Raw genomic sequence first — 20,570 nt, forward strand, 5'->3', positions numbered from 1 at the left:
TATTTATTCGCTTTCGTCATGATCTGCATCCCCCGTGGTCGAAGAAACAGCATTCTCTTCAAAGAGTTTAGACTCTCTTCGATAATAATTGTACACGCGAGACACAATAATCTTCAAGATCGCATAAATTGGAATACCGAAAACTACACCCCATAAGCCCCAGACGGCACTAGCACCAATCAAGAGTAAAATTGTTGTAATTGGGTGCATTTCCATTTTATTCCCCATTACCCATGGGCTAAGAATTCTTGATTCAATTGTTTGTTCAATAGCAAAAACAATTAAGACCTTAATTAACATTGAACCTGAAGTCATAATTGAAATTACAATTACAGGAATCATTGCTAATGGTGTACCAAAGTATGGGATTAAGTTCATAAACCCAGCTAAAATTGCCAAAGCCACGCCATATGGTAAACCAATTAGAATGTAACCCAATGAGAACATCACACCTACCCAAAAGGCAACAGTAATTTGACCACGGACATATGAAGCAACAGCATAGTTAATATCATATAATAATTTGCTAAAACTAGGTTGCCACTTTTCAGGTGCAAACTTGGTAATATATGGCCGCAGTTGATGACCATCTTTTAACATGAAGAATAAAATAAACGGTGCAGTTAACAAAGTCATAGCCACCATTGTAATAATGCTGACGGCAGATGAAATATTGCCGATAGTTGCATTGATGGTACTTTGTCCAGATTTAAATAAGGTCTTCTGCGTATTATCAATCATGCCTTTGATACTGCCTTTAAATGAATGTAAACGCGGATCTTGCAACGCATTTTGTGTTGCATTAACCGCATCATTCCAAATATGAGGCCAGTTCTTTATCAATGAATTAATCTGATTCTGTGCAATTGGAACCAAGATATTAATAATCCAAATTAATGCGACAACTACTAGTAAGAATAAAACTATAATTGTCACCACTCGCGGAATCTTAAATTTTCTTTCACACCAATCAACAACCGGATTCATGATATAGTACTGAATTACCGCTAATAATAATGGCGGTAAAATTGCACTAAAGAAGATCCAGGCAGGATTCAATACAAAAGATACTTTATTAAAGACCCAAATAATTAAAAAGAATAGCAGGACGTTTAATAAAACAATACTAAAACGATTATCTAAGAACCATTTTTTAAAAACAGTTCCACCCCTATGTTGGTTATTTTCCATCTATTCATCCTAATTTTTAAATGTGTTCATAAACAATATCATCATCAACCTTAAAATTAGGTAATGGTTGATCAATATCCGGATCAAAGTAGATCGCATTAGCAAGTGGCGTCTTAGAAACGGGACGGTTAAAGAACAAGGTTGCGTGTCCCAATGCCTTCATGTTGCTCTCTACCATCGGACCAACATAGTTTGCAACATAGGTTTGACCATCAACAGTGATTGTATCGCCTTTTTTAAAAACAAAACCACTAACTGGCGTCTCAGTACTGAATTTTTGAATGACAGAAACGTCTTCCAAATCCTTATTAGCACCCTCGCCAAATAAAATTACCATGCCATCTTTATTATCGACGGCCTTTTTACCAATTTTTTTAATATTTGCAATCCATTTCATAATATAATCTCTCCTTAAAAATAATTTTAGCATAAGAAAAGCTGCTTAAAAACTTAAGCAGCCCAAAATCGGCGATTATTTTTTGCTCAACAGGAAATCGTGTTTTTAAGCGTCTAATCCGCTTTCATGCTATACTTTATTTTAGACTTATTTTTATTTAGAGATGGAGGCCCACATATATGAAGGTTTTAATCGGAGGTTACACCAAAAAAACTTCCAAAGGGATTTATGAATTACCTATTACCGGTGCAGCAAATGATGCCCGTTTAGGCAAAGCTGAGAATATTATTAGCGTTGGTGGTCCAACTTATTTCCGAAAAGATGGTAATTTAATTTTTACTGTTAATAACGCTGGCGATAAAGGTGGAATCAGCGTCTTTCAATTAAGTGATCAAGGCGCAAACGAAGTTGACCACTATTTAACTCCAGGCTCTTCGCCAGCTTATGTAGGAATTAACCGCACCAAAAAGTTGATTTACACTGCTAACTATCATACTGCTGTCTTGTCCGTTTTCCGCTACAACGACAGTGGCAAGCTCGATCTAGTTGATACTATAACTCACAAAGTTGAAACGTTGGGTCCGCGTCCTGAACAAGTTGACGGTCCTCACCCTCACTTCTTTGATGAAACCCCAGCTGGTAACTTGGTTAGTTGTGATCTAGGCAATGATACCGTTGATTTTTATAGATTAGAAAATGATCAATTAAAACACATTGCTCAATATAAGTGCGAAACTGGCTTTGGTACACGTCATATCGTCTTCAGTAAAGATGGCAATTACTTCTACGTTGTCGGTGAACTTTCTAGTCAAATCAATGTCGTTAAATTTAACGAAGACACTTGGGACTTTGAAAATATTGCTACTTATAAGACAATTCCTGCTGATTTTACTGACCATAACGGAGCTGCTGCCTTATATATTAGTCAAGATGGCAAATATGTTTACACTTCCAACAGGGGACATAATTCAATTGCTGTCTTCAAAGTTAACGACGATCATACTTTGAGCCTGGTTCAACGTGTATCCACTTTTGGTGACTTCCCTCGTGATTTTAATTGGGATAAAGATCAGCGCTACGTCGTTGTCGCTAATCAAAATACAGATAATGCTACTCTTTACACAAGAAACGCTGGTACTGGTAGCCTAACTCCTATTCAAAAAGAAATTTCCGTACCAGAAGGCACTCGCGTTCTTTTCACCAAATAGTAATTAACATTAGTACCAAAGTCATGGCGCAATAGAACGTCATGGCTTTTTTATTCCTACAACTTAAAGTAAAATAGAAATAAATGAAACAAAATATAAGAAGGTGACAAAGTGAAAAGAAAAATAATTCGAATATTACTTTTCATTCTTGGCGGGATATTAGGGTTACTACTTCTGTATAAACTCTATTTAAATTACCGTCCTGAATTGAATTTATTACTTCATTTTGATCACCATAATGAAGAAGTACTCGTTAACATGGTCCGTAGCCATGGTATTGAAGACTTAGCCTTTTTATTTTTACTTAATGCGATCTGTGTAGCAATTCCTGGCTTATCCAACGGAATCTTTTGTGTTCTCAACGGAATCCTTTATGGCCCTGCCTGGGGATTTATTGTTAATTGGATCAGTGACATTTTAGGCCAAATAATTTTAATGGAACTTTTGCAAAAACTCTATGACATGAAAAAGATGTCTAACAGTAAAGTTTATAAGTTATTGACTGGATTAAAATCACCAATGCTTGGATTAATTATTGGATATATGATTCCATTTATTCCGAGTGCGACAGTTAGCTATGTCAACATTATGATTAATAAGGGGCAACGTAAAAAACAGCTAATACCAATCATTATCGGTGTCATCCCCTTCGCTTACTTATATGCTTATGGTGGCGATTCAATCTTGCACTTAGACGGACCACGATTGATTAAAGTTGTAATCTCATTCGTTGTCATCGCTTTAATTGCAGTAGCTATTTTGCTTAGTCTGAGAGCAATCAAAAAGCGTACAAAAAAAGCTTGAATTTACTCAAGCTTTTTTATTATGCCTAGCATATTTAAACTAAGTTAGCTTCTTCTAACAGTTCTTCGACCCAAGTTCTCTTGATTTTCTTCATCCCTGTTTTGAGAGCTAACTTCTCAGGTAATGGCATCTCTTGATCAACTAATTTCTTCTTGTCAGACATGTAGTACATCGCACGAAGCAATTGACGAATATCATAAATTGAGTCAAATACTTCAGGTACACCACGGTCAACGTTAAGCAATGTATAAACAGCTTCCATGGCAGTTCTAACAGAATATTCGGTGGTAAAGACAGTGTCTCTAGTTGGTGATTCGGCAAAATTGCCAATAAAGGCAATATTAACTGATCCTTCTGGAACAACATCTGGACGGTCCCCATCATGACGAGGCATAAAGTAACTAGTGATATATGGCATGTAAACTGGTACGGTATTCATATTTTCTTCACTAGCCAATTCGCTGATTTGACTCTCTGGCACGCCTAAGTGATAGAGCATTTCCTCGGCAATTTCTTTACCAGTACAGTCAACGACTCTCTTCTTGATGTAATTACCCTCAGTATCAGAATACAAAGCATAAATCCAAACAACGATTTGATCTGGATTCTGGCTCTTAAAGTGAGGTTGACGGTGAATGGTAAAGCTAAGTTCCCAATTTGAGTCAACAACAGTGATAATTCCACCAGTATTAACTTTACCATCGTAAAGGCTGCGCTTAGTCAAGCGTTCAAAGTATGGAGCTATTTTCTTGTTTTCCAAGGTAGCTGTAGCTGATACGAACCAACTACGCTCTGGCAAGTTTTCACAGAAGACATCTGGATGACCAAAGTCAGGATCTTGTTTAGCCAAATTTTCCCATAATTTCCATGAAGAGCCCTTGTCGTGAGTAATTGGTGCTGGGGTATTTTGATCACCATAAGTAGAGCTTTCAGTGATTGAACCGTTAGTCACAAAGACAATATCATCTGGGGTTAAATCAATATCACTTTGCTCACCATTCTTGGTCATCACGATCTTCTTGGCAACCTTTCGCTTGCCCTCATGATCAACAACCACGTTATCAACGTGACAATCATATTCAAATTGAACACCGTGATCTTTTAAATATGCCAAAAGTGGCTTAACCATGGACTCATATTGGTTATACTTGTTAAACTTCAATGCGGTAAAGTCAGGCAAGCCATCAATATGGTGAATAAAACGCATTGCATAACGCCGCATTTCGGCTGCTGAGTGCCATTTTTCAAAGGCAAACATTGTTGCCCAGTATGTCCAGAAATTAGTCTTAAAGAAGTCATCACAGAAGAATTCCTCAATTGTTTCACCTTGGAGTTCCTTTTCCGGTGTCATGATTAACTTCACGATTTCATTAGCGCACTTACCTAGACCATATTGACCATCACTTGGTAAGCGATCACCGCGATTATAAATTAGACGGCAATTGGATGAGTTAGGATCTTCTTTATCAAGCCAATAATATTCATCTAAGTATGATGCGCCAGGGATTTCCAAACTTGGAATCGATCTGTACATATCCCACAAACATTCAAAGTGGTTCTCCATTTCGCGGCCGCCCCGAACCACGAAACCTGCATTAGGACGCTTAGCACCATCAAGTGAACCACCAGCTACGGGTAGCTCTTCTAAGATATGAATATTTTCACCCTTCATTTGTGCATCACGAACTAAAAAGACAGCTGCAGAAAGACCGGCTAAGCCACTACCAATAATATAAGCAGATTTTTTATCTACGCCTGCGGGCTTTTTGGCATCGGCAAAAGCCTCATAATTACCATTGGAATAGTACATAAAGATATCCTCTTTTCTGTATAAGTATAGTTTTTAACATTACACTTTAATTCTAAAGAAAGCGGTTACTAGGTGCAAGTTTTTTAGAAGTTTTAGCTAATAACTTTAGAATTCTTTATTAATTAGTTTCTGCCACAGTTCTTGCATATCTTTTGGATCATTCAACTCAATTGTTTTACATTTTTGCTGGCTAAATGGATCCGGAAAATTTAAATAAAAGCAATTTAAGGCTTGGCGTGAAAACCCATCTTGAATTCCATATAAAGGATCACCATATAAGGGGTGTCCCAGATAAGCCATGTGAACACGGATCTGATGGGTTCTACCGGTAAGCAAGCGTAACTCTACCAAGCTAGCACCTGTAACCTGATCTAGGACGCGATACGCGGTTTGAGCGTCCTTTCCATCTGCCACTACCGCACGTTTAACTCCACTACCCTTTTTGCCAATCGGTTGATCAATTAAACCAGTTAACTCATTCGGAGCAAAATTGCCATGTACAATTGCATGATATTTTTTGACAAATTTCTCCTTGCCAATTTTACTAAAATGAGCATGGGAAATTGCATTTTTCCCCACCAATACTAAACCAGATGTATCTCGATCTAATCTAGTGATAACATGCGGCTTCAAATTTTTCTGTCCTTTTTGGGCAAAATAACCCAACAATCGATTGACCACCGCATCATCATCTTCATAGCGTGAGGGAATTGACAACACACCTGCAGGTTTGTTAACTACAAGATAATTTTTATTCTCCAACACAATTGATACTGGATTATTCGATGGCTTTAAAAAATCATTTTTCTTTTCTTCACCACTGATAAAAATCACTTCATCCCCAGCACGCAAATTAAAGCTAGTATATCTTCTTTTATGATTTACTAAAATCATGCCATGATGGTGTTTAGCATTGTTTAACGCTTGATGCGAAAAACCATTTTTTAACAAAAAAGGACCCAGCTTTTTGGGGTCTCTTTCTTGCACAATTAGTTTAAATAAACTAGTCATTTTTTTCATTATCTCCAATAAACGCATTTTGTACGCGTGACCAAAAATGATGGTGGCCAAATTGATCAAACTGAATCGAATGCCGCGAAATTCGATATTCAATCTTCTTAGCATTACGTACATCAATTCTTGCTCCATCAACTGTCATCACAAAATGATCTGCATTAGGAACAATCGAAATCCATTGATCAGGCGCAATCACAATTGGTGATGACAAAGTTCTAAAAACTCGATTATTAATTGAGGCAATTTCAGTCATTTGCAACGCTTTTAGCCGGGGATGAATTACTGCACCACCTAGTGATTTGCCATAAGCAGTCGAACCTGTTGGTGTTGAAACGCAAAGACCATCGCCTCGAAAGTTTTCAAATAATTGATCATTAATGTACACATCGGCCTCTAATGTATGTGAAACTCTTTTAACCGCTGATTCATTGACGGCTAAATGGTAATGAGTTTCACCTGATTCAGTAAGCATCTTTATTTCTAGTAAAGGATACTTCGCTGGTTCACCCTTGGTTACTGCTAAAGCATCAACCATTTTTTCAATATCATAGTTACGCCAATCAGTATAAAAACCTAAGTGGCCAGTATGAATCCCAATAAAGCGCACAGAATCTACTTGATTTTCATAGCGGTGGAAGGCATTGATGAGGGTGCCATCACCGCCAACAGTGATCACTACATCAGGATATCTAGCATCAAAGATAAAACCTTTTTCCTGAAGCAGCTTCTTAAGCTGCGCAACTGTCTTTAACGTTTCATCATAGTTATTATGCGCTATTGTTACTTTCATAATTTTTCTTTGCCCTTATTTTTGGTAAAAATTTTCTGAGCTTCTTGGACCTCATCCTTAATTGACGACATTTCTTCGTCTAGTCTATAAGCGGCTTCAGCCGTTGATTTTAATCTAGCTGAAATGTCATCAGGATAGACACCTTGATATTTGTAATTTAAAGTATGCTCGACAGTAGCCCAAAAGTTCATTGCCATAGTTCTAATCTGAACTTCCGCAATTAATTTTTTCGGACCTTCTGGTAAGTAAACCGTATAGTTAATCACCATGTGGTATGACCGATATCCACTCGGCTTAGCATTTTGAATATAATCACGCTCCTCAACAACTTCCATATCATCTCGAGCATGAATCAAATCTACTACCTTATAAATATCGTCTACAAATTGAGTAACAATCCTAATCCCTGCAATATCTTGCATATCAGTCTCAATGACATCAGGACTAATTACTCGCCGTTTCATTTTTTCCTTGATAGAATCAACTGTCTTTACCCGGCCAATTACAAATTCAATAGGTGAATGTTCTCCCTTAGTTAAAAAGCCTTGTCTAAGGGAACGAAATTTAACCTTTAACTCGCGAACAGCTTCGTTATAAGGCCACAAGAAGTTATCCCAATCTAATTCCATGAGAAAACATTCCTTTCTTAAGCAAACAAACTCATTTTACCATATAATTAAGTTAAACAGTTCGGAGGAAAAACAGATGAGTAAAAATCGAGAAATTGAAGCAAAAATTCTTTTAAATAAAAGCGTTTATGATCAGATCACTGCCGCTTTTCCAATCAAAAGTGACTTTACCCAAGAAAATTATTATTTTGATACAGCAGATGATTTATTAAAAAATCATCAAATTAGCTTGCGTATTCGAATCTATGCTACTCACGCAGAGCAAACAATGAAGGTACCGGATCCTAATCCTGTACAAAAGAATTTCCATGAAGTAATTGAAATTAATGATGAATTAACTCACGCTCAAGCTAAAAAATTAGTAGCAAAAAAGCATTTTAAATTCACTGGTAATATTGGCGCATATCTAGATAATCATTTTGCCAATGACCAAAAAAAGCTACGTCTTTTCACCTGGAGCAAAACCCGCAGAATTTTGATGAACGGGCCACAAAACTGTGAATTAACTCTAGATGCTACGTCTTATCCAGATAACTATCAAGATTTTGAATTAGAAATCGAAAATACTAATCCTGCTTTAATTCAAACAGTATTAACTAAACTTGAACAAGAATATGACTTTGAACAAACGGCTGCTAACACTAATCAAAGCAAAATAGCTCGTGCAAGCGCTCACCAAAAATAGTATATAGAAAATAAGGCATATTTTTTGTCACTTATTTTTTTTCTTGCTAAAGTAACTAATAGTAAATCACCAAAGAGGTCGAGATTATGTTTGAGATTTTTCTATTCATCAATCCAATAGGGATTTATTGTTATAACACTGAAAAACAGATTCGTAAAACCGTTGATGAATTAGGGGTCGACGTTTGTTATCACTATATTCCCATTGCAAATGTTTGTTTAATCAATGATGATGCGATTCGCCGACGCAAAGATGACCAGAAGTTGCCTGATATTAGTAATTTTTCTAGAGCAACTTATGAAGCATTAGAAAATTACCACGCGATTAGGCTGGTCTATGGCAACAAAAAAGCCCGTCAATACCTGTATGAATTACAAAAAAACTTGAGCAAAGATGCTTCAGCTTATACACCTGAGCTGCTTAAGCGGATCGCAAACAAATTACATATCAAGGATGCGGATATTCAGGCAATCAAACAAACTGATTACCTGCGTACTTCTATTGAAGAAGATCAAAAACTAGCCAACCAATGGAATATTAAAGCTACTCCTACCACCGTTATCTTTAACGAAGACAACGAGCAAAATGGAGTATTGCTAGAGGGACCAATCAATCAACAGGATTTAGTTAATCTAATGCTTCCAGATTGTCAAAAGTGTTTTTCAGACTATTTACCTGCGGAGCATCATTTACGCCTTATCTAAAGGCGTTTTATTTTTGCAAAAAATCACTAACCCGATCTCTTTCACCTGGGTTACGCCAAGTAGCAAAAACTTTATCAGGTAAATCATCAAGAGTTAATTTGCGTTCATAAAGCATCTCTCCTATTTTCAATCCTAACTTTGTTTTTTGCATAATTTGCTGGCGTAAATATTTTCTTTGAGTTGCAATGTTCAAAGAATATTCTTTTTTGAATGGCTTAAAGCGCCAAAAATCTTTTATCCCCAATTCATCAAGGACAAATGATTTACTTTGATAAACCAATTTATTAGCTACCGGTTCTTCTAAAACATTATATTTTAAGCAAAAACGATTTCTCTGTGGATTAATTTCTAAATAGTAATTCCCCCAAGCTTTATTTTGTCGAAAGAAAATCAACTGTGTGCGTTTCAATCGCCGTTTCAAATAGTGTCGCTGTCCCACAATCCAAATATCTTTTACACCAATTTTTTGATAAAGCTGATGCCGATGGTTAAATTCTTGTTGACTCAACGGCGCACATTGAACTTCAAACGCTAACTTAGCAGTTGCTAAGACATCTGCACGCAATTGTCCTTCAGCTAATGGAATCTCAACTTCTGCCGGAAAACCAGCTGCCGTCAAAGCTGACTTCAACAGCATTTTCGATTGGTGATGCTCCTCTTTTTCACCCATTAAGTTACTGTACTTCACAAGATGCTTAAAAAAGGCTGCTTTTTGCTCCGACATAACCAAAATTACTTTTTTATTGCAATGTGGACAGTGATAATTATCACGATTCAATTTCTTTTGCCTTGCATTAACTAAACATGCTTCGTCAACTGCAAGGACTAATTTCTTATTTAACATGGCTGCATACATTTTTCTCACCCATGTTTTATTACGTAAAAAAGAGACGGAATTTTGTCCCGTCTCTTTTTCTTTAAAGAATCTTAATAATTAGCTGCTTTTAAAAAGTAATGTCGAATCTGGCCTAAAGCATTTTGCATCAATAAGCATTTGCCTGTTTCTTCAACTACACGCATCTTATCACTATCGACCTTAAAACCAAATTCGTTGGCTATTGTCCACGCATCTGCTGGTTTAAGCTCCTCATATTCTTCATCAAGAAATGCCAAATTTAAGAAATATTGTCCATGCAAGTAATACAAGCTAGAAGCTAAATCATTTGCCTTAAGGTTATCAGCTAATTCAATTAGACTACCTAAATCATCAAAATAGTAAGCCTGAGTCTTGCGCGATCTCCAATCAGTTGGCTCATTGTTTTTATCATCTTGGTTAAAAAAGTTGTGAGTAGCTGGTCCTTGAGGAGCCGAATTTGAATTCATACTCTCCTCATCTAAATCAAAGAAACTTTTTGAATCATCCGAATTCGTTGATGATTGCTCATCCTTAGGAAAGCTATCACCCATTAGTTTCCTTAAATTCTGGGCATCGTCCGGCTTAACTTTGGTGATCATCAAATCTAATCCCCCATTATTAGGCATTACTTGAAATGATACTGGATCACCATTGGCAAATTCATGGTCTTCATCGACCTCATCAAGAATTTTATAGAAGAAGTCTTGAATCTTTTGTCTATTACCTAATAAATCAAGCATTCCCATCCCACGACGAGCCAATTCAGCTTTATCAATTCGAACTCTGATAGTATTCTTATCAATATGATCTACCTGCACAGGATCTCACCTCCATGAATTAATATATCTATTGTAGCGTATTTTTCGTTTAAAATAAAAGTGTTAGTCTCAACAAAAGCCTTAACTAACACTTTTCAATCATTTTATAAATCTGCAATCTTTTGTGCTTCAGCCAATTCCAACCGACGAACTTTTCGTGGCAAGAATCGACGAATTTCATCTTCATTGTAACCAACTTGAAGTCGACGATCATCCATAATGATTGGTCTTCTTAACAAGCTAGGATTCTTTTCTACTAAATCAAGTAACTGATCAATTGATAAATCATCTAAATTGATTCGCAATTGTTGAAAAGTTCTTGAGCGGGTAGAAATGATTTCCTCAGTACCATTTTCAGTCATCCGCAAGATCTTTAATAATTCTTTTTTAGTCAATGGTTCAGAAAAAATGTTTCTTTCCTTGAATGGAATATTATGTTTTTCAAGCCACGCTCTTGCCTTGCGACATGAAGTACAACTAGGAGAGACATATAAATCTACCATAAAAATCACGCTCCTCAGAACAAATATTTGTATACGTTTCTTTACTCATAGCTAGTATACCATATAAGCTTCTTTTTCGTAAGTGCTTAATTTATCGTTTACCTCTGCTATTTACTTAATACTAAAGATAAAACGTGAATTATTTGTGAAGATTTCGTTCATTTTGTTTAAAATTATTAAAAATAAAAAAAGAGACATCACAGTCTCTTTTTGCAAATTAAAACTACTTGTTCAATTTTTTCATTAAATTATTAACTAATTTTTCGTTGTCTTCAGCAGTTTCTGATACATAACAAGCTTCGTTAGCTAATTCCTTAATGTCAGCAGTGTTCAATTTCTTCATTAAGCTTCTGATACGTAAGATTGAAGTTGCACTCATTGAGTATTCATCAAGTCCCATTGAAAGTAAGATTGGGAACATAGTGTTATCACCAGCAGCTTCACCACACATACCACACCAAATACCGTTTTCATGAGCACCATCAATAGTGTGCTTAATCAAACGAAGTACTGATGGGTTATATGGTTGGTACAAGTATGACACATTATCATTACCACGGTCAGCAGCCATAGTATATTGAATTAAGTCATTAGTACCAATTGAGAAGAAGTCAACTTCCTTTGCAAATTGATCAGCTAAAACGGCTGCAGCAGGTACTTCAATCATCATACCGACTTGCAAGTCATCACCAATCTTAACGCCTTCTTTAGCGAGCTTATCTTTTTCTTCAGCTAAAATTTGCTTAGCTTCACGTAATTCTGCTAAAGTACCGATCATTGGGAACATAATTCCTAATGGACCGTATGCAGATGCACGAAGTAAAGCTCTTAATTGAGTTCTAAAGATATCCTTGTATTGCATAGAAAGACGGATAGCACGAACACCTAAGAATGGGTTCATTTCTTCTGGAAGATCCCAGTAATCAAGGTGCTTGTCACCACCGATATCACAGGTTCTGATAATGGTTTGTTTACCATTCATACCTTCAATAACTTCCTTGTAGGCATCAAATTGAGCTTCTTCAGTTGGAAAGTCACTAGAGTCCATGTACAAGAACTCTGTTCTGTACAAACCAATGGCTTCCGCACCATTATCCTTTACACCTGGCATATCATTAGGTGTACCAATGTTAGCAGCAATGATAAATTTCTTGCCATCTGCAGTAACTGATGGTTCATTCTTAAGCTTAGCCCATTCTGCCTTTTGCTTAAGGAATGCTTCACTCTTTTGCTTGTAATCAGCTACTTGAGCGTCACTTGGATCAATAATTGCATCCCCGTCAAGACCATCAGCAATTAACATATCGCCGTTCTTAACATCCTTAGTAATTGAGTCAGTACCAACAACAGCTGGCAATTCAAGTGAACGAGCCATAATTGCTGAGTGTGCTGTACGACCACCAATATCAGTAACAAAACCCTTAACATACTTTTTGTTAAGTTGAGCAGTGTCACTTGGAGTTAAGTCGTGAGCTACAACAATTACTTCATGATCGATTGAAGCAGGATTTGGTAATTCCTTACCAAGAAGGTGAGCCATAATACGCTTTGAAACATCACGTACGTCAGCAGCACGTTCTTGCATGTAAGGATTATCTGTCATCCCTTCAAAAATAGCAATAAACTTCTTAGCAGTCTCATCAAGAGCAGCTTCTGCGTTGATCTTTGAATCCTTAATTTCATTCTCAATGGCACCAGTAAATTCTGGGTCATTTAAAATCATTAAGTGTGCTTCAAAAACTTGAGCTTCTTCATCGCCCAAGCTTTCTTTAGCAATATCATGAATCTTTTCAACTTCAGCAGTTGAAGTCTTAATTGCATCGTTGTAACGAGCTACTTCAGCTTCAACATCAGCAATTGAAGATTTAGAGAATGAAAGATCAGGCTCCACAAGAAGATATGCTGGAGCAATAGCGATACCATCACTTGCAGCAATTCCTTTTAAAGTCTTGGTCATTATTCAGCTAAACCTTCTTTTTTCATAGTGTCGGCAATTGCGTCCAATGCGTCCTTTTCGTCATCACCTTCAGCAGTGATAGTAACATCAGCATTTTGACCAACACCAAGTGACATAACACCCATGATTGACTTCAAGTTTACTGACTTACCGTTGTATTCCAAGTTAACATCTGAGCCAAACTTTGAAGCAGCTTGTACTAAAAGAGTAGCTGGACGTGCATGAATACCTGTTTCTGCAATGATATGAAAATCGCGTTTTTCCATTATAAATATCTCCTTTAAATTGAAAAATTAAACTGGTAATAAATACCCATTCGAGTATTAGATTATCATGTTTTTACAGATTAGACAACTGCAATGTAACAGTTTACATTATTTATTCATCGGTATTCGTAGCGGTATACACAATCGCGCCGCCTCTTTCTGCCCTACCGGTAATATATTGTCTTTTTCCATAATTTCTAATAGTCTTTTGAAGATCAAACGCATCTTTTGGCTCAACTTTATACTCTTTTATCTCACCTGAGACTAATTGATCTAGAATTTTCTGATAATCCAAAAATATCACCACTCTTTTAAAATTTTATAATTTTTCCACTATTAATTCTACTATTTATATTCAATTTTCAAAAATATTAATATTTTGTTTGCGGTAACAAAAGCATTTCTTACAAAAAATAAGTGTTTGAGTCTTAGCACTTGACTACCAAGAGTGCTAATAATATAATTTTGGTACAGTTGAAAAGAAAGGCGGTACTATATTTTGCTTTGCCAAAATTGTCATGAGCGGCCCGCTTCTATTCACCTTTTCACTAAGGTTAATGGCCAAAGCCGCGAAATAGATTTATGTCAACACTGTTATCAAGAATTAAAAAATCAACAAGGAAATCAAGGAAAAATGAATAATAATGAATTTTTTGGCGACTTTGATGATTTATTCAACGCATTAAACGGAAATAACAACAATGCCGCAAACAATAATAATGAAATGAGAAATAACGATCCTAGAATGCAAATGGGGGGAGGCGCTGGTAATGGTGGTCAAAACGGCAGAAGCCTACTTGACCAATACGGAACAGACTTAACTGCCCTTGCTAAAAAAGGCAAAATTGACCCAGTAATCGGTCGTGATAAAGAAATTGCTCGGGTTATCGAAATTTTAAATAGAAGAACTAAGAACAACCCTGTTTTAATCGGTGAAGCAGGTGTTGGTAAGACTGCCGTTGTCGAAGGCTTAGCTCAAGAAATCGTAGATGGATCAGTACCAGCAAAATTGCAGAACAAACGAATTATTTCATTAAATGTTGTTTCACTTGTTCAAGGTACCGGTATTCGTGGTCAATTTGAACAAAGAATGGAACAATTAATTAAAGAATTACAACAAAACGACGATATCATTCTTTTTATTGATGAAATTCACGAAATCGTTGGTGCCGGTAATGCTGAAGGTGGCATGGATGCCGGTAACATTATTAAGCCAGCTTTGGCTCGTGGCGAATTGCAATTAGTTGGTGCTACTACCATCAAAGAATACCGCGATATTGAAAAAGACTCTGCTTTAGCTAGACGTTTTCAACCAGTTGAAGTTAAAGAACCTTCAATTGACGAAACAATTCGCATCTTAAAAGGTATTCAAAAACGCTACGAAGACTATCACCATGTTCACTACACTGATGAAGCCATTGAAGCTGCCGCAAAACTTTCAGCACGTTATATTCAAGATAGATTTTTACCAGACAAGGCTATTGACCTTCTTGATGAAGCAGGTTCTAGAATGAACTTAACCATTCCTTATATTGATAAGGATAAAATGCAAGAAAGAATTAATGCCGCAGAGCAATTGAAGGAAGAAGCCTTAAAAAACGAAGATTACGAAAAAGCAGCCTACTACCGTGATCAAATTGAAAAATATGAAAAGGTTAAAGATCAAAAGGTAGATCCTGACAAGTCCCCTGTTATTACTGATAAGATCATGGACAAGATCGTAGAAGAAAAAACAGGCATTCCTGTTGGTGATATTCAAAAGCAAGAAGAAAACCAACTGCAAAATCTAGCTGCTGATTTAAAGGCTCACGTTATCGGCCAAGACAAGGCTGTTGAAAAAGTAGCTCGTGCCATTCGTCGTAACCGAATCGGTTTCAACAAGTCAGGCCGTCCAATTGGTTCATTCCTCTTCGTTGGTCCAACTGGTGTCGGTAAAACTGAGTTAGCTAAGCAACTGGCTAAGCAAATGTTTGGCTCAGAAGATGCAATGATTCGTTTCGATATGTCTGAATACATGGAACAATACTCAGTTTCCAAATTAATTGGTTCTGCTCCAGGTTACGTAGGCTACGAAGAAGCTGGTCAATTAACTGAACAAGTTAGACACAACCCATATAGTTTGATCTTGCTTGATGAAATTGAAAAAGCTCACCCAGATGTTTTGAACCTCTTCTTGCAAATTCTTGACGATGGTCGTTTAACTGACTCACAAGGTAGAACAGTTTCATTCAAGGATACCATCATTATTATGACTTCTAATGCAGGACAAGGCATTAAGAACGCTAGCGTTGGCTTTACAGCAGAAAACGAAGATGAAGCTAATGAATCTGCTAGAAATAATATGAGCCAATTCTTTAAGCCAGAATTCTTGAACCGTCTTGATGATGTAATCGAATTTAATGAATTGACTAAGCCAGACTTGCTTAAGATTGTTGACTTAATGTTGCAAAATACCAACAATATGGTTAAGGATCAAGGCCTACACATTGATGTAACTGCTGCTGCAAAAGATAAATTAGTTGAAGATGGCTTTAATCCTGCCTTAGGTGCTCGTCCTCTTCGTCGTACCATCCAAGAAGAGATTGAAGATAATGTGGCTGATTTCAAACTTGATCATGCACAGGCTAAGAATTTAAAAGCCGATGTTGTTGATTGTAAAATTGTAATCAGTGATGAAGCAAATAATGAATAGGATTTAATAAAAGACAAAGTCCAAGTTATACCAAAAGATTTCGAAGCAATATTAGAAATCTTTTTTCTTAAAAATAAAAATATGCTACTCAATTTGAGGTATACTAAATTTGAAGAAGTAAAGCTAACAGAAACAGGTGAATTCCATGCATTTAATTGATGTAACCAATAATTACTCTGATTTGGTTCACAGTCAGCTCAACACTACCGATGCAAACTATGTTAAAGTTTATTCTCTTGGTAATACTTCAGTTATTTATACTGAAAGTAAGGATTCTATCGGTATTGCACTTGAAAACCATGACCGTCGTGTTCGCGAAGATGAGATTGAATTCGTAATCAAGCGTTTAATTAAAGATTATGATTCTTCATACACTTTGACTGTAGACAAGAGTCGTCATGTAATCGAAATTCACGTTGACAAGTAATCCAAATATTGTTGTATCAAAAGTGTCTGGAAAAAATAACTTCCAGATGAATGAAAACGATCAAGATTTTCTTTTTCAAGAATCTTGATCGTTTTTTCGGTCTCTTTAAATTTTTAACAATAAAAGATGGTCCTTCATCCATCTTCTTTGCCCATATTTGTTCAAAACCATCATAAAGGCCAATATCGGTTTCGACCTCTTTTTGCTTCGCAGATGCGTTCTGCGCATGCCAAATACGTTCTTCAAATGCCCGAAAACTGGCTCTAAGGTTTTAAAATCTGTTGGGTTAGGAAAAATGGCATAATCTACTACATATTGATCAGTAGTCGCTGCTTGAATATTGTAGCCTGGCTTCAACTGACCGTTTTTCATGTGGTCTTCCTTCATATGCATAAAGGTAGCGTCATGATCGGTCTTAGAGTAGCTGTTACGCCTAGCAGAAATTCTTCAGTCAGCTGGTTAATTTCTGCTTCAGTTTCTCGAGCCAATTTCTCCAAGCCTTGACTAGTTTGAACCTTTTCTTTTTCCATTTTTTTGACTACTTCTTTTTCTTTAGTAATCAATTCATCGTAAAGCTCAACTGCTTGACCTTTCAGCTTTTCATGATACTTTTCAACCGCTTTGCGCCAAACAAAAGTATAGCGGTTGGCATCAGCTTCGATTTTCGTACCATCGATAAAGACAGCACCTTCATTGATTAAGCCTTCATCTTCCAAAAGGTTGGTAAAGTAGATGAAGCTCTTTTTAATCAGTTCATTGGCATGATTGCTTGATTTATTTGTCCAATTAGCCGGTAAAGTATCTTACACGCGATTGTATTGCCATGTTTAGTAATACTTAAACTTAGAGTTCATCTCTCCAGATTAATACCGCTCACGATCGATCCCAATAAAGACACTGATCTTATTTAGATTAGAAAATCCGCGTACATCGCCTAGTTCAGCCAGGACTCTGACTGCCATGTTTTGGGCAAAAACAGGTATGCTTTCCAAGCTTTCTCTTTTTTGACTGAGCTTGATCAATCTTGTTACATAATATTTACCTGCAAGATTTCTACGCTATAACTGGCAGCCACAGGGTAAGCCTCTAACATTTCTTTAGCTTAGCAACAGTATTTCGTGCATATCTTGTACCAAAGCCCTTTAAATCTAATAGCCAGTTAACAAGATTCTCTTCTTCTGTTTGCCGCACTAAATTGCAGTGAGGACAGTACTCGATTATTTTCCAGTAATTATAGCCTGAAGTCGTACTGAATAAAGTTTCTATTTCAAGCAAAGTGGATTGCAGTACTTGATATAACAGTTACTTGCGGTCCGTTATTATCGATTTGAGTATTACTAAAATCTAATTAAGAAATCTTACACTACGGTAGTTATTACTGCATAAAATGGTAATAAATTTTTATTACGTTTAAATTTGTCTATCTTTTCCCAATTTTTTGGTATAACTTGCTTAACCGGTCTATTTACAACATGATTACTAGAATTATTCATACATATAGTCTGTGCAAGAGCACCTATTTTTTCAAGGTAAATTTCCAAATTGTGAGTATTACATACACTTAAGTTTAATGCTAAAACTGTAATTACAGATTCGAAAGTGGGATGCAAAAATGGATATTCCTTTTGAATAAATTCATCGGTTAAATAATTCTTTGAATCTTTATGATTCGTATAAGAAATAGGAATTACACTTTGTACATTTTCATCTGTTAATTTTGAAATTCTAGCTATATCAAAATTAGAAATTTCATTAAACTTATAGTTATTACGATTTAAATTCCAATTTGAAAGCATCCCATAGTATCTACCACTAGAGCGATGCTTAAATTTATCTATTACGAACCCAAATTTATCATAAATATTAGCTAATTTTGAAATATTTGTAAATGTAACAGTATTATAATCATCATAGTCTTTAAAAACAAAACTACAATCAAATAAAGTACTAATATAATTATAACATCCTAAAACATGCCCACTTTCAAGTACTTGCAGTGAATTATGAATAGAACTATAAGTACTTAGTGCTATTTCACGTTCTTTTACTATGTAAATTCTATATTTCTCAAACTCTAAACTATTACTTACATAATGACCCACATTTGAAGTTCCTGGAATTAATCCTACTAACTCTCTATTAGATATTCCAACAAAAATTTTAATTGTATAAAATGAACGTGCAGAAGGATAACCTAAATGTTCAATTTATTATTGCAATTTACGTTAAAAAATATTTACCAATTTTCCATTTTCTAAGTCAAAATGATGCGTAAATTTCTTCATCGTCGTTGATGAAATATGGTGGTCAATTTCAATTACTGTTAATGGTGAATTCAAAAAGACATTATGAATTTGCTCAGCAGTTTGCGGATCAAGTGAAGCAGTTCCTTCATCAACTACTAAAATTTCTCTTTGGAAGAGAAAAGCACGCGCTAATTCAATTCTCTTTCTTTCCCCACCTGAAAGATTATGCCCATTTTCTTCAATTACGGTATCTAAGCCATGTTTTTGAAGGTAATTAGTTAATCCTGCTTGTTGAGCCGCAGCCACGATTTGCTTTTGATCAAATTGTTTACCAAGAGTTAAATTAAAGCGTAAAGTCTCATTAAAAATTTGCGAAGATTGTTGAACTTCACTAAAAATTTGCGTTTCAACAGCCTGATCATTAACCAAAACTCTTCCCTTCTGCGGAGATAATTTACCCATTAACACCTTAAGTAAAGTAGATTTACCTTCACCAGACTTTCCAGTTAACAGAATTTTATCTCCTTTATTAACACATAAACTCACATTATTAAGCACTGGACTATCAGCTTGATAGCCGAAAGTTACATTGTCCATATTTAATTGCTTAAATTTGACTGGAGCTTCATCTTGCTTAGTCGTTAAAGGCTTGAAAGACAACAACTTAGCGGTCATTGGTTTAGTAGCAGCAATCTGATTACGAATACTATTAATACTAAAGAAACTATTTACAATCCAAGCGCTAGAGTATTGAACGGCAACAAAAGAAGCCAAAGCAATGTGTCCTTGAATTACCATAATAATGCCGATTCCAATTGGTAAGAAGTCTAGTGAGTAAGCTAATAAATCAACGTAAAAATCACTTTTAGCAATTGTATCGTCACGTTCACGTTTATTCTCAACAGAATTTTTAATTACTTTACTACCCTTCTTTACAAATAGAGATAATACATTGTAATTTAAAACCGTATTGATATTTTTGAGTAAATCCGACATAAACGTTACATAGCTACCTGTTGATTTACTCCAATTGGATGACTGCTTGGCTGTTTTCTTGCTAAACAAACTAGGAATAAGGCTTGAAAGACTGGCAAAAGCAACAAAGACTAATGTCAGGACTACACTATTTATCAGCGCAACAGTAACGATACCAACAATTTTAACCACAGTAGATACTAGTGAAAATAACTGTCTAAAGTACTTTTCTTCAATCAGGTTAAGATCATTATTAATGAAAGAAATTCGATTAGAAATTTCTTTTTCTCCTGTTTTTACAAAATCCGTCTGCATCAGATACTCACGAACTTCTTGATTAAATAGTGCTACATTACGATTAATTACTCGATTATTTAAGTATTCTACAATTACAAGTAAGATTTGCAATACTGTAATTACGATAATCATTCTCACCGTATTTGGAATACTTTTACCTGTAATTAACGCAAAAATTTCGGAGTATGACCATGTGCTAAAAGGCAAAGATAATCCGCTTAAACATGACAGAATAATACTGAGCGAAAACCATTTGAGGTCAATAAACTTTTTCATAAATGAATCTCCCTTTCAATTA

Annotated in this window: 21 protein-coding genes and 1 pseudogene; 6 read left to right on the forward strand and 16 right to left on the reverse strand. The window is 35.8% G+C overall.

Annotated elements, in window-relative coordinates:
- Nucleotides 1-3: 3 nt before the first annotated feature.
- Nucleotides 4-1,191 carry an AI-2E family transporter gene (locus CP366_RS00655; RefSeq protein WP_005718622.1) on the reverse strand — a complete coding sequence of 396 codons (1,188 nt, stop codon included), beginning with the start codon at nucleotides 1,189-1,191 and terminating at the stop codon, nucleotides 4-6.
- 16 nt (nucleotides 1,192-1,207) lie between these two features.
- Nucleotides 1,208-1,588 (reverse strand): PTS glucitol/sorbitol transporter subunit IIA, encoded by a 381-nt coding sequence (locus CP366_RS00660; protein WP_005721518.1) that lies wholly within the window; start codon nucleotides 1,586-1,588, stop codon nucleotides 1,208-1,210.
- Nucleotides 1,589-1,767: 179 nt separating this feature from the next.
- On the opposite strand from CP366_RS00660, the gene CP366_RS00665 reads away from it, so the two are divergent.
- The gene (locus CP366_RS00665) at nucleotides 1,768-2,796 is read left to right on the forward strand and encodes a lactonase family protein (protein WP_089147771.1); all 1,029 of its coding nucleotides are present in this window, start codon (nucleotides 1,768-1,770) and stop codon (nucleotides 2,794-2,796) included.
- A 111-nt stretch (nucleotides 2,797-2,907) separates the two neighbouring features.
- Entirely contained in the window at nucleotides 2,908-3,600 is a 693-nt protein-coding gene (locus tag CP366_RS00670; protein ID WP_035443123.1) for a TVP38/TMEM64 family protein, read from the forward strand.
- 34 nt (nucleotides 3,601-3,634) lie between these two features.
- Here CP366_RS00670 and CP366_RS00675 read toward each other — a convergent pair whose 3' ends face one another.
- The 4 genes from CP366_RS00675 to CP366_RS00690 all read right to left on the reverse strand — a co-directional run bounded on the left by CP366_RS00675 (nucleotide 3,635) and on the right by CP366_RS00690 (nucleotide 7,846).
- Complete coding sequence (locus tag CP366_RS00675) at nucleotides 3,635-5,410, reverse strand: oleate hydratase (RefSeq protein ID WP_089147770.1); 1,776 nt, start codon at nucleotides 5,408-5,410, stop codon at nucleotides 3,635-3,637.
- A 105-nt stretch (nucleotides 5,411-5,515) separates the two neighbouring features.
- Nucleotides 5,516-6,421 (reverse strand): RluA family pseudouridine synthase, encoded by a 906-nt coding sequence (locus CP366_RS00680; RefSeq protein ID WP_089147769.1) that lies wholly within the window; start codon nucleotides 6,419-6,421, stop codon nucleotides 5,516-5,518.
- Nucleotides 6,414-7,217: an NAD kinase gene (locus tag CP366_RS00685; RefSeq protein WP_005718616.1), complete on the reverse strand. Its 804-nt coding sequence runs from the start codon at nucleotides 7,215-7,217 to the stop codon at nucleotides 6,414-6,416. The genes CP366_RS00680 and CP366_RS00685 overlap by 8 nt, the downstream gene beginning before the upstream one ends.
- Entirely contained in the window at nucleotides 7,214-7,846 is a 633-nt protein-coding gene (locus CP366_RS00690) for a GTP pyrophosphokinase family protein (protein ID WP_005718615.1), read from the reverse strand. Before CP366_RS00690 ends, CP366_RS00685 begins: the two co-directional genes overlap by 4 nt.
- Nucleotides 7,847-7,922: 76 nt before the next feature.
- Between CP366_RS00690 and CP366_RS00695 the strand changes: the two genes are divergently transcribed.
- Both CP366_RS00695 and CP366_RS00700 read left to right on the forward strand, forming a co-directional pair.
- Nucleotides 7,923-8,531: a CYTH domain-containing protein gene (locus CP366_RS00695; RefSeq protein WP_013086040.1), complete on the forward strand. Its 609-nt coding sequence runs from the start codon at nucleotides 7,923-7,925 to the stop codon at nucleotides 8,529-8,531.
- Nucleotides 8,532-8,617: 86 nt separating this feature from the next.
- Nucleotides 8,618-9,235 (forward strand): DsbA family protein, encoded by a 618-nt coding sequence (locus CP366_RS00700; RefSeq protein WP_089147768.1) that lies wholly within the window; start codon nucleotides 8,618-8,620, stop codon nucleotides 9,233-9,235.
- Nucleotides 9,236-9,242: 7 nt separating this feature from the next.
- On the opposite strand, the gene CP366_RS00705 is transcribed toward CP366_RS00700, so the two are convergent.
- The 6 genes from CP366_RS00705 to CP366_RS00730 all read right to left on the reverse strand — a co-directional run bounded on the left by CP366_RS00705 (nucleotide 9,243) and on the right by CP366_RS00730 (nucleotide 13,930).
- Nucleotides 9,243-10,091 (reverse strand): competence protein CoiA, encoded by an 849-nt coding sequence (locus CP366_RS00705; RefSeq protein WP_013086038.1) that lies wholly within the window; start codon nucleotides 10,089-10,091, stop codon nucleotides 9,243-9,245.
- Nucleotides 10,092-10,162: 71 nt separating this feature from the next.
- Nucleotides 10,163-10,909, reverse strand: a complete 747-nt coding sequence (locus tag CP366_RS00710; protein WP_089147767.1) for an adaptor protein MecA — start codon at nucleotides 10,907-10,909, stop codon at nucleotides 10,163-10,165.
- 104 nt (nucleotides 10,910-11,013) lie between these two features.
- Nucleotides 11,014-11,412: a transcriptional regulator SpxA gene (gene spxA, locus CP366_RS00715; RefSeq protein ID WP_089147766.1), complete on the reverse strand. Its 399-nt coding sequence runs from the start codon at nucleotides 11,410-11,412 to the stop codon at nucleotides 11,014-11,016.
- 223 nt (nucleotides 11,413-11,635) lie between these two features.
- Complete coding sequence (ptsP, locus tag CP366_RS00720; RefSeq protein ID WP_005718607.1) at nucleotides 11,636-13,369, reverse strand: phosphoenolpyruvate--protein phosphotransferase; 1,734 nt, start codon at nucleotides 13,367-13,369, stop codon at nucleotides 11,636-11,638.
- On the reverse strand, nucleotides 13,369-13,635 hold the full coding sequence (locus CP366_RS00725) for a phosphocarrier protein HPr (RefSeq protein WP_005718606.1): 267 nt from the start codon (nucleotides 13,633-13,635) through the stop codon (nucleotides 13,369-13,371). Before CP366_RS00725 ends, ptsP begins: the two co-directional genes overlap by 1 nt.
- 112 nt (nucleotides 13,636-13,747) lie before the next feature.
- A complete protein-coding gene (locus CP366_RS00730) occupies nucleotides 13,748-13,930 on the reverse strand; it encodes a hypothetical protein (protein WP_005721524.1) in 183 nt (60 codons plus the stop codon).
- A gap of 204 nt (nucleotides 13,931-14,134) precedes the next feature.
- On the opposite strand from CP366_RS00730, the gene CP366_RS00735 reads away from it, so the two are divergent.
- Together CP366_RS00735 and CP366_RS00740 are read left to right on the forward strand one after the other, a co-directional pair.
- Nucleotides 14,135-16,327: an ATP-dependent Clp protease ATP-binding subunit gene (locus tag CP366_RS00735; RefSeq protein WP_089147765.1), complete on the forward strand. Its 2,193-nt coding sequence runs from the start codon at nucleotides 14,135-14,137 to the stop codon at nucleotides 16,325-16,327.
- Nucleotides 16,328-16,472: 145 nt separating this feature from the next.
- A complete protein-coding gene (locus CP366_RS00740) occupies nucleotides 16,473-16,754 on the forward strand; it encodes a DUF1827 family protein (RefSeq protein ID WP_005728539.1) in 282 nt (93 codons plus the stop codon).
- A gap of 258 nt (nucleotides 16,755-17,012) precedes the next feature.
- Here CP366_RS00740 and CP366_RS10610 read toward each other — a convergent pair.
- From CP366_RS10610 to CP366_RS00755, 4 genes and pseudogenes are all read right to left on the reverse strand, one after another.
- Nucleotides 17,013-17,530, reverse strand: a pseudogene (locus tag CP366_RS10610) (IS5/IS1182 family transposase); the annotation flags it as partial.
- An 87-nt stretch (nucleotides 17,531-17,617) separates the two neighbouring features.
- Entirely contained in the window at nucleotides 17,618-17,746 is a 129-nt protein-coding gene (locus tag CP366_RS10615; RefSeq protein ID WP_143440684.1) for a transposase, read from the reverse strand.
- A 366-nt stretch (nucleotides 17,747-18,112) separates the two neighbouring features.
- Nucleotides 18,113-18,856, reverse strand: a complete 744-nt coding sequence (locus CP366_RS00750; protein ID WP_013086031.1) for a hypothetical protein — start codon at nucleotides 18,854-18,856, stop codon at nucleotides 18,113-18,115.
- A 123-nt stretch (nucleotides 18,857-18,979) separates the two neighbouring features.
- Complete coding sequence (locus CP366_RS00755) at nucleotides 18,980-20,548, reverse strand: ABC transporter ATP-binding protein (RefSeq protein WP_013086030.1); 1,569 nt, start codon at nucleotides 20,546-20,548, stop codon at nucleotides 18,980-18,982.
- Between the last annotated feature and the right edge of the window lie 22 nt (nucleotides 20,549-20,570).

The sequence above is a fragment of the Lactobacillus sp. UMNPBX15 genome, assembly GCF_002553785.1.
Lineage (GTDB): Bacteria > Bacillota > Bacilli > Lactobacillales > Lactobacillaceae > Lactobacillus > Lactobacillus crispatus.

Coding starts and splice junctions, on each gene's coding strand:
- CP366_RS00665 (WP_089147771.1), top strand. CDS start 1,768: ATGAAGGTTTTAATCGGAGGTTACACCAAAAAAACTTCCAAAGGGATT.
- ptsP (WP_005718607.1), bottom strand. CDS start 13,369: ATGACCAAGACTTTAAAAGGAATTGCTGCAAGTGATGGTATCGCTATT.
- CP366_RS00675 (WP_089147770.1), bottom strand. CDS start 5,410: ATGTACTATTCCAATGGTAATTATGAGGCTTTTGCCGATGCCAAAAAG.
- spxA (WP_089147766.1), bottom strand. CDS start 11,412: ATGGTAGATTTATATGTCTCTCCTAGTTGTACTTCATGTCGCAAGGCA.
- CP366_RS00755 (WP_013086030.1), bottom strand. CDS start 20,548: ATGAAAAAGTTTATTGACCTCAAATGGTTTTCGCTCAGTATTATTCTG.
- CP366_RS00725 (WP_005718606.1), bottom strand. CDS start 13,635: ATGGAAAAACGCGATTTTCATATCATTGCAGAAACAGGTATTCATGCA.
- CP366_RS00655 (WP_005718622.1), bottom strand. CDS start 1,191: ATGGAAAATAACCAACATAGGGGTGGAACTGTTTTTAAAAAATGGTTC.
- CP366_RS00680 (WP_089147769.1), bottom strand. CDS start 6,421: ATGACTAGTTTATTTAAACTAATTGTGCAAGAAAGAGACCCCAAAAAG.
- CP366_RS00685 (WP_005718616.1), bottom strand. CDS start 7,217: ATGAAAGTAACAATAGCGCATAATAACTATGATGAAACGTTAAAGACA.
- CP366_RS00690 (WP_005718615.1), bottom strand. CDS start 7,846: ATGGAATTAGATTGGGATAACTTCTTGTGGCCTTATAACGAAGCTGTT.
- CP366_RS00660 (WP_005721518.1), bottom strand. CDS start 1,588: ATGAAATGGATTGCAAATATTAAAAAAATTGGTAAAAAGGCCGTCGAT.
- CP366_RS00705 (WP_013086038.1), bottom strand. CDS start 10,091: ATGTATGCAGCCATGTTAAATAAGAAATTAGTCCTTGCAGTTGACGAA.
- CP366_RS00695 (WP_013086040.1), top strand. CDS start 7,923: ATGAGTAAAAATCGAGAAATTGAAGCAAAAATTCTTTTAAATAAAAGC.
- CP366_RS00740 (WP_005728539.1), top strand. CDS start 16,473: ATGCATTTAATTGATGTAACCAATAATTACTCTGATTTGGTTCACAGT.
- CP366_RS00700 (WP_089147768.1), top strand. CDS start 8,618: ATGTTTGAGATTTTTCTATTCATCAATCCAATAGGGATTTATTGTTAT.